At 73.6% G+C, this 7,554-nt stretch carries 8 protein-coding genes; 2 read left to right on the forward strand and 6 right to left on the reverse strand.

The features are described 5' to 3' along the window. Positions 1-802: maleylpyruvate isomerase family mycothiol-dependent enzyme (locus tag ABZE72_RS14295; protein ID WP_372729704.1), on the forward strand; the 802-nt coding region annotated here is incomplete at its 5' end. Continuing rightward, positions 799-1,737 (forward strand): oxidoreductase, encoded by a 939-nt coding sequence (locus ABZE72_RS14300; protein WP_372729705.1) that lies wholly within the window; start codon positions 799-801, stop codon positions 1,735-1,737. The genes ABZE72_RS14295 and ABZE72_RS14300, both read left to right, overlap by 4 nt. On the opposite strand, the gene ABZE72_RS14305 is transcribed toward ABZE72_RS14300, so the two are convergent. The 6 genes from ABZE72_RS14305 to ABZE72_RS14330 all read right to left on the reverse strand — a co-directional run bounded on the left by ABZE72_RS14305 (position 1,728) and on the right by ABZE72_RS14330 (position 7,341). After that, positions 1,728-3,278 (reverse strand): hypothetical protein, encoded by a 1,551-nt coding sequence (locus tag ABZE72_RS14305; protein ID WP_372729706.1) that lies wholly within the window; start codon positions 3,276-3,278, stop codon positions 1,728-1,730. The two genes, ABZE72_RS14300 and ABZE72_RS14305, sit on opposite strands and share 10 nt — an antisense overlap. Further along, positions 3,275-4,069 carry a crotonase/enoyl-CoA hydratase family protein gene (locus ABZE72_RS14310; RefSeq protein WP_372729707.1) on the reverse strand — a complete coding sequence of 265 codons (795 nt, stop codon included), beginning with the start codon at positions 4,067-4,069 and terminating at the stop codon, positions 3,275-3,277. Before ABZE72_RS14310 ends, ABZE72_RS14305 begins: the two co-directional genes overlap by 4 nt. Before the next feature lie 43 nt (positions 4,070-4,112). Continuing rightward, entirely contained in the window at positions 4,113-5,687 is a 1,575-nt protein-coding gene (locus ABZE72_RS14315; RefSeq protein WP_372729708.1) for a phospholipase D family protein, read from the reverse strand. 65 nt (positions 5,688-5,752) lie between these two features. Further along, a complete protein-coding gene (locus tag ABZE72_RS14320; RefSeq protein WP_372729709.1) occupies positions 5,753-6,487 on the reverse strand; it encodes a VC0807 family protein in 735 nt (244 codons plus the stop codon). An 82-nt stretch (positions 6,488-6,569) separates the two neighbouring features. Beyond that, on the reverse strand, positions 6,570-6,767 hold the full coding sequence (locus tag ABZE72_RS14325) for a helix-turn-helix domain-containing protein (RefSeq protein ID WP_372729711.1): 198 nt from the start codon (positions 6,765-6,767) through the stop codon (positions 6,570-6,572). A 94-nt stretch (positions 6,768-6,861) separates the two neighbouring features. Then, positions 6,862-7,341, reverse strand: a complete 480-nt coding sequence (locus tag ABZE72_RS14330) for a hypothetical protein (RefSeq protein WP_372729710.1) — start codon at positions 7,339-7,341, stop codon at positions 6,862-6,864. Between the last annotated feature and the right edge of the window lie 213 nt (positions 7,342-7,554).

A 7,554-nucleotide genomic window follows, 5' to 3' on the forward strand; every position in this document is an offset into this window, starting at 1 on the left:
GGAACGCCTCGCCGGCCACATCGACGTCTGGTGGCAGACGATCAACGACTTCACCCTCCTGCTCGAGAAGCTGCCCGCCGATCAGTGGTCGACCCCCACCGATCTCCCCGGCTGGGACGTCAAGGCCGTGGCCTCCCACGTCGCCCACCTCGAGGGCATCCTGGCGGGCGCCCCCGAGGAGACCGTCGACGTCGGCGAACCCGCCCACGTCTCGTCGCTGATGGGCCTCTACACCGAGCAGGGCGTGGTCGCACGCCGCGACGCCACCCCGGACGAGATCATCAACGAGATCCGCTCCGCCGCGACCTCCCGCCACACGGCCCTCCTCGCCGACCCGCCGACCGACGGCTCGGCGATGCCGGCCCGGATCTTCGGCGGAGTCCCGTGGAACTGGGAGACCCTGCTGCGCAACCGTCCGCTCGATATCTGGATGCACGAGCAGGACATCCGTCGCGCCGTCGGCCTGCCCGGCGGGCTCGACACCCCGGGCGCCCGGCACACGGCCGACTACCTGGCCGAGAGCTTCGGGTTCGTGCTCGGCAAGAAGGTCGGCGCCCCGGCGGGCACGGTCGCGGTGCTCACCCTCGAGGGCAGCGACCCGGTCGCCTGGACGGTGAACGACGCCGGCCGCGGCGAGCGCCTGCCCGAGGTCCCCGAGGACCCCACGGTCAGCCTCAGCATGGACCGCGAGTCGTTCATCTGCCTGGCCGGAGGCCGCCGCCCGGCGCCCGGCGCGGTCCGGATCAGCGGCGACGAGACCCTGGGCGAACAGATCGTCGCGAACCTCACCACCACCCCGTGAAGGTCGAGGTGGACGTCTGGCGTCCGGCGGACCTGCCGGACCAGAGCGGCCGGACGATCGTCGTCACGGGCACGACCCGCGGCGGGATCGGCCACCACACCGCCCTGGAGCTGGCCCGGCACGGCGCCCGGGTCGTGCTGGCCGGCCGTACCCCGGCCAAGCTCGAGGACGACCGGAGAGCGATTCTCACCGAGGTGCCCGAGGCCGACCTGGTGCTGGCGCAAATCGACCTCTCCGACCTCTCCTCGGTACGCCGCGCCGCCGTCGAGCTGGCCGCGCTCGGCCCGATCGACGTCCTGGTCAACAACGCCGGCGTGATGGGGACGCCGTACCACCGCACGGCCGACGGCCTGGAGCTCCAGATGGCCACGAACCACTTCGGCCCGTTCCTGCTGACCGGGCTGCTGTTCGGCCAGCTGGTGGCGAGCCGGGCCGGGGTCGTCGTCACCGTCGCCTCGCACATGCACCGGGTGGCCCGCCGGGTGCCGCTCGGCGACCCGCGCAGCCAACGCGGCCGCTACTCCCGCTGGCCGGTCTACGGTCAGACGAAGCTGGCGAACCTGCTCTTCACCTACGAGCTGGACCGCCGGGCCCGCGCCGCCGAGGTGCCGGTGAAGGCACTCGCCGCCCATCCCGGCCACTCCGGCACCCACCTGGCCGCGAACGGTCAGTACGGGCGTGCGTCCGGGGGTCGGGCCTCGATCCTGGACGCGGCGATGAAGGCGATCTCGCAGTCGGCCGAGGCCGGCGCCTGGCCGACCCTGATGGCGGCCACCGCGGACCTGCCGGGGGCGACGTACTGCGGGCCCAGCGGGCTCGGTGAGATGGCCGGGCTGCCGCAGGTCGTCAGCAGCTCGCGGCTCTCCTACGACGAGGACGCGCAGCGGCGCCTGTGGGAGCTGAGCGAGCAGACCACCGGCATCAGCTACCCCTGACCGGCCACCTGCTTGTCCTGCACCCGGACCAGTCCGGACCGGGTGGCGAGGTACGCCGCGTCGCCCGGCCCCAGGCTGAGCCCGCCCGGCGTGGTCGCGTGCCGGTTGCTCCGTCCGGTGCGCACCGAGAAGACCCGGCGTCCGGTCCGGGCATCGATCGCGGTCAGGTACCACGCGTTGACACCCCACCAGCTGTGCGGCTTGGTCGAGGCGTAGAGCAGGCCGGTGCGCTGCGAGAGCGCCGGGGTCGTGCCGGGCACCACCTGGTCCGATCGCCACCTGATCGCACAGTCGCCGCCCGCGACGTCGACCCGGGTCAGACCGCCGTCGCCGGTCATCCCCAGACGGGTGCCGAGCGGCCCTCCGGCCCCGTGGGTGTTGGTGACCACGACGCCGCTGCCGACCGACACCAGCGAGACCGAGGTGCTGCCTTCGCCGTCCGCGGTGACCGCCCGTCGACACACCGGCTCTCCGTCGGCGCGACGCAGGACCACCACGTCAAGCCGGTCCCCGGCCTGGTCGGTGGTGGCGAGCAGGTCGTCGGGCAGCAGGGTCGGGGTGGTCGGACGGTCGTACGGCGCCCGCCAGGTCACCGTCGGCGAGCCGTCGCGGGGTGCGGTCACCCGGGTCATCGCCTCGACGGTGGCGACGTAGACCCCGCCCTCGGCGTCCACCGAGATCGCGTGCTCGATCGGCTCGTCGAGGTGCAGGGCCCGCGCCACGCCGCCGCCGTACGGCACGACCCCGACCCGGCCCAGCAGGGTGGCGAACCAGATCCGGCCGGACCAGTCCGGCACCAGGTCCACCACGCAGTCCTCGCCGGGCACCACGTCGCCCAGGTCGTGCACGGCCACCGTGGTCAGGTCGGGCTTGCCCTCGGCGTCGTCGGTGTCCACCACGAAGACCCGCCGATCGGCGGTCGCCAGCACCACCCGGTCGTCGTCGTCGAGGTACGACGCGCGGCCGCACCGGTCCTCGGAGGGCACGTCGGCCTCCGGGAGCACCTTGGTCGCCAGGGGGCGCAGCGAGTCACTGTCGAGCACCCGGACCCGTGGACCGGAGCCTCGCCCGCAGACCGCGACCAGACGGTCGTGGCGGTCCACGTGCAGCTCCGCACAGCTCTCCCAGCCGAACCAGCCGGTCGCCACCCGGGGCGACTCCCCCACCGGGCCGCCGCCGGGGGAAGCCCCGCTCGACCAGGCGTCGTACGACGTGCCGGCGCCGTCGGCGGCCAGCCCCGGGTGGGCGGGCATCTCCAGCCGCAGCGGCTGACGGAAGGTCGGCCGACCGACGTACGAGTCGGTGACCAGGGCGCCCGACCCGGTCGGGACGGGCAGCCAGCCGTCCGGGACCGCGACCACGAGCACGGTCGCCGCCACCACCGCTCCCGCCCAGCCGGCGACCACTTCACGGGTGGGCCAGAGCCAGTACCGCACCCGGGGGACGAGGAGCAGCGCGGCCACCGCGAGGAGCACCCACGGCCCCAGGGCAAGCCACACCAGGGCCACGCCGACGAGGGCGAGGGTGCGCTGGAACCTCATCGACCCCGCGGGGCGAAGACCGGCGCGGCCGCGGCAAAGGCGGCCTCCCGGGCGACCTTGGTGTTGTGGGCGGCCAGCAGCCACGCCTGCTCGATCCGTTCCCGCGCGAACGTCCGGCGCGGGCTGGAGGTCCAGGTGTCGTTGAAGAGGCGCTTGGCCGCGGCCAGCTGGTCGGGCGAGCGACCCTTGAGCCGCTCCGCGAAGGCGACCGCGGCGGCCACCGGGTCGGCGTCGAGCTCGGTGACCAGACCGAGATCGCGCGCCTCCTTGCCGGTGACGGTCTCGGCGGTCATGGTGAGGCGCTTGGCCGTGTCGATGCCGACCAGCTCGGCCAGGCTGCGGATGCCGGTCATGTCGGGGATGATCCCCCACTTGCCCTCGAGCACCGACCACTGCGAGTCCGGCGTCGCGAAGCGGAAGTCGGCGGCCAGGGCGATCTGCAGCCCGCCCCCGAGGCAGTGGCCGTGCACGGCGGCGATCACCGGCACCGGGAGCCGGCGCCAGGCCCAGCAGGCCTCCTGGAAGGTGTTGGTGCCGCGCCACGGCCGCGGCGTGAAACTGGTGACGATCCGGCGCGGCTGCTTCAGCACCGCCTTGAAGTCGAGCCCGGCACAGAAGGCGTCGCCCTCGCCGGCGAGCACGACCGCACGCAGACTCCTGTCGGCCCGCAGGCGTCGAGCGGTGGCGACCAGCTCGTCCAGGGTGTCCAGCGTGAGGGCGTTGAGCTTGTCGGGTCGATCGAGCCGGACATGGGCGATGCCGTTCTCGACGGTGCAGGTCACGCGAGTCATGGCAGAAGGGTAGGCCCCGGCGGGGACGCTCCGGGGCGCCCGCTCAGAACCGGTTGCGCAGCCGCATCCGCCACCCGCGGCCGTCCCGGTCGTGCAGGAACCGGTAGGGCACCGAGGCGAGCGTCCGCGTGACCGGCCCCAGCGGCGGCAGCGACAGCCGACGCAGCTGGCCCGGCGGACGGGGGCCCTGCCTGCCCGCGGCATGCCAGGCGTCCAGTCGGCCGGCTGCGTCGGCGTACGCCGCGAAGAGCTCGGCGGGGCCATCGGGCACCTCGTCCGGGTCGCAGCCGAGGTGCTCGGCGGCGAGGCGGCGACGCAGGTCGGCGACCAAGGTGCCGTCCGGGTCGACCGCGGCCACCGTCAGCTCGGAGTCGTGGGTCCAGGAGCGCCGGTTGAGGTTGGCCGAGCCGATGGAGGCCCAGGCGTCGTCGACGAGGCAGACCTTGGCGTGCACGTAGACCGGCAGCCCGGCGGCGTTCTCGATGCCGTAGACACCGACCCGCTCGGGTGCCGCCTCGAGCATCGGCGCGAGCGCTCGGTGGCGACCCAGCTGTTGCGGAGTCCGACCGAGCATGCCGGTCAGGTCGGTGAACCGGGGGACCACCGCGACGACCCGCAGGTCGGGCCGGTCGCGGAGGGCGGCGGCGAAGAGCCGTCCGACGCGCGGGCTCCAGAGGTACTGGTCCTCGACGTGGACGAGGTGTTCGGCACGCTCCACCGCCCGGGTGATGCCGAGTGCGACGCTGCGTTCACCCTGCCGCGCGAAGGCGTAGTGCCGGGTCACCCCGAGCCGGGGATAGGTGCGCAGCAGCTGGACCAGGTGCCGGCCACCCTCCGGCGAGGGCGGCGGGTCGGCCTGCGGGGGCAGCGGCGAGGGCTGCAGGTCGACGCCACGGATCCGGTCGAGCCAGCCGAGCGGGCTGCGGGTCAACGGGGTGGGGTCCTCCCAACGCTCCCGGAAGACGGTCTCGACGTCGAAGACGGCCGGCCCGGTGACGGCTGCCTGGACGTCGTGCCAGCCCGGGGTCTCGCCGTACTCGTCGGCGATCTCGAAGACCTGCGGGTCGCCGGCGTGCTCGGCATCGTCGCGGCGGGAGTGGCACAGGTCGATGCCACCGACGTAGGCGACGTCGCGCGACGGGTCGTCGCGGTGCCGGATCACGACGAACTTCTGGTGGTGCGAGCCGGCGCTGCGGACCCGCAGGTCGAGCAGGACCTCGGCCCCCCGCTCCTGGAGCCGCTCGCCCAGACTGAGGTTGTCGCCCTCCGCCCCGCCCACGGCGGCGACCCGGGAGTGCCAGAAGAGGCCGCGCACGTCGACGCCTCGACCGACCGCACGACAGAGCACCTCCGCCACCTCGCTGTCGGGATCGTCGGTGAGCCGCTGGTCACCGTCGCCCTCCCAGCAGACGACCAGGACCAGGTCACCCTCGCCGGTGGCCTCGAGCCGCTCGTGGAGTTCGGCGAAGTACGCCGCTCCGTCGATCAGGGGGCGGACCCGGTTGCCCTCGGACCAGGCTCGACCCTCCGGGTGCCGCGTGTCGAGGCGGGTGTCCGGGTTGCGCCGGCCCTCACGGGTGAGGAACCAGTCGGTGAGGTCGGGCTCTGGCGGCGTCATTGCTCTGCATTGTGCCCCGGTCGGCGGCCTCGAACCGGCGGTCGCGCAGGTGCGTGCGGTTCGGGTTAGCGCGTCGGTGCGAACACGGGGACGAGGGCCGGGGTCAGGGCGGGCGCGACGGCGGGCCCGAGCAGGCCCTCCTTGCGCGCCACCAGGACGGCGAGGCCGATGGTGGCCGCCGCCGCCAGCAGGTTGACCGAGAGCAGCGTGATGCTGCGGACCAGCACGAAGGTCTCCAACGAGGTCGCCTCGAGCAGCCACAGGATCCCGACCGCCTTGCCGAGCCCGAGGAACGCCCAGAGCAGGGTCAGGTTCCGGAAGAGCCGGCGCACCCGCGGACGCATCGCGAGCTCGTGGTCCATCGGGTAGAAGTCCCCGGCCAGGCGGGCGACCATCGGTCGGGCGCTGAGCAGCGAGAGCAGGAAGAGGCTCGCCACGGCGCCGTCGCTGATGATCGGCTGGAGGAAGTAGACGAACGTGCTGTCGGTGAACAGGGCGAATGCCGTACGTGCCGTGAGCATCAGGGCGGCCAGCACCAGCAGCCCCGACGTACGCCGCCGAGTCAGCGCCCGCCAGGCGATCGCGCCGTACGACCACCCCAGCGCGACGCCCATCGCCCACCAGACGCCGGCGACCACGAAGGCCGCGTAGAAGAGCGTGGCGGGGATGACGCAGGCGATCAGCAGGCTCAGCGAGACCCGGCGGATGATCGTGGCGAGCCGGGGCCGCGGGGCGGCGTGGCGATGGATCTGCGTGGCGTGCTTCGGCTCGGCATGGGCAGGGCTGAGGCAGGGATGCACGGGGTGCCTGACGTGGTGGTGGAAGTCCCGAGTCCTCCCACCGTACGCCGATCCGGGCCGCGGCGGGGGTTCGGCGGCCACATCACCCGCGGATCCGGAGCAGATCGCCGACGTCGCAGTCGAGCGTCTCGCAGATCGCGGTGAGGGTGGAGAAGCGGATCGCCTTGGCTCGGTTGTTCTTCAGCACCGACAGGTTGGCGATCGTCACCCCGACCCGTTCGGCGAGCTCGGTCAGGGTCATCCCGCGCTCGCGGAGCACGTCGTCGAGCGTGCAGACGATGCCGTGGGCGTCGTCGGGCGCCGCGGGACTCACACCAGCCCCTCGAGGTCGCGCCGCATGCCCGCGGCTTCCCGCCAGGCGAGCGCCACGACCATCAGCACCAGGCCGACGGCGACCAGCAGCCCGATGCCGGCGATGCGCCGGGCCGCCCGTGTCGTGAACCCGTGTCCGCGCCGGATGTCGCGGACCAGGAGGAGGAGCAGCCCCCAGACGACGGCCGCACCCAGCAGAGGTACGACCCGGACCGCGACCCAGGCGGCGTGCTGCGGGCCGTCAGCGCCCAGAACGACAGGTGGGCGCTGCTGCCGTAGAACTCCGACGTCCCGTCGCCCGGCCCGATCCCGTCCGGGGTGCCGGAGGCGTCGTACCTGGTGAGCGTGCCGTTGATCCCCCCGGTGACAGCGTTGGCAGCCGCCACCGTGGCGACGCCGGGCTCGCCGTGGACGGTGACGGGCTCACTCGGGACCCCGGCGGTCTCGTGCAGGCCGAGAGCCGTGGGCAGGGGCGGGAGGATCCCGACTCCGTTGTAGCCGCCGATCCAGGCCACGGCGAGCAGGCTGGTGCTGGCGAGCATGGCGGCGAGCAGGAGTTGGACCAGTAGGGGCGCCCAGCCGGGTTGCCATCCCGGCGACGGTCGCTCATCGCGCTCGGGAACGCCGCCACGGGGCCTGCGTCCACGCGAACGTCGCCAGGCCGATCAGCACCGGCCAGAGGGCGAGGCGTTCGAGAGCACCCGACCCGGGGCCGTCTCCGGAGAGGATGAACGCGACCGCAGCTCCACCGGTCA

This window comes from Nocardioides sp., from assembly GCF_041600255.1.
Classification (GTDB): domain Bacteria; phylum Actinomycetota; class Actinomycetes; order Propionibacteriales; family Nocardioidaceae; genus Nocardioides.

Excerpts from the sequence above, each read along its gene's own strand:
- ABZE72_RS14330 (WP_372729710.1), bottom strand. The coding sequence starts at position 7,341 with ATGCTCGCCAGCACCAGCCTGCTCGCCGTGGCCTGGATCGGCGGCTAC.
- ABZE72_RS14305 (WP_372729706.1), bottom strand. The coding sequence starts at position 3,278 with ATGAGGTTCCAGCGCACCCTCGCCCTCGTCGGCGTGGCCCTGGTGTGG.
- ABZE72_RS14310 (WP_372729707.1), bottom strand. The coding sequence starts at position 4,069 with ATGACTCGCGTGACCTGCACCGTCGAGAACGGCATCGCCCATGTCCGG.
- ABZE72_RS14315 (WP_372729708.1), bottom strand. The coding sequence starts at position 5,687 with ATGACGCCGCCAGAGCCCGACCTCACCGACTGGTTCCTCACCCGTGAG.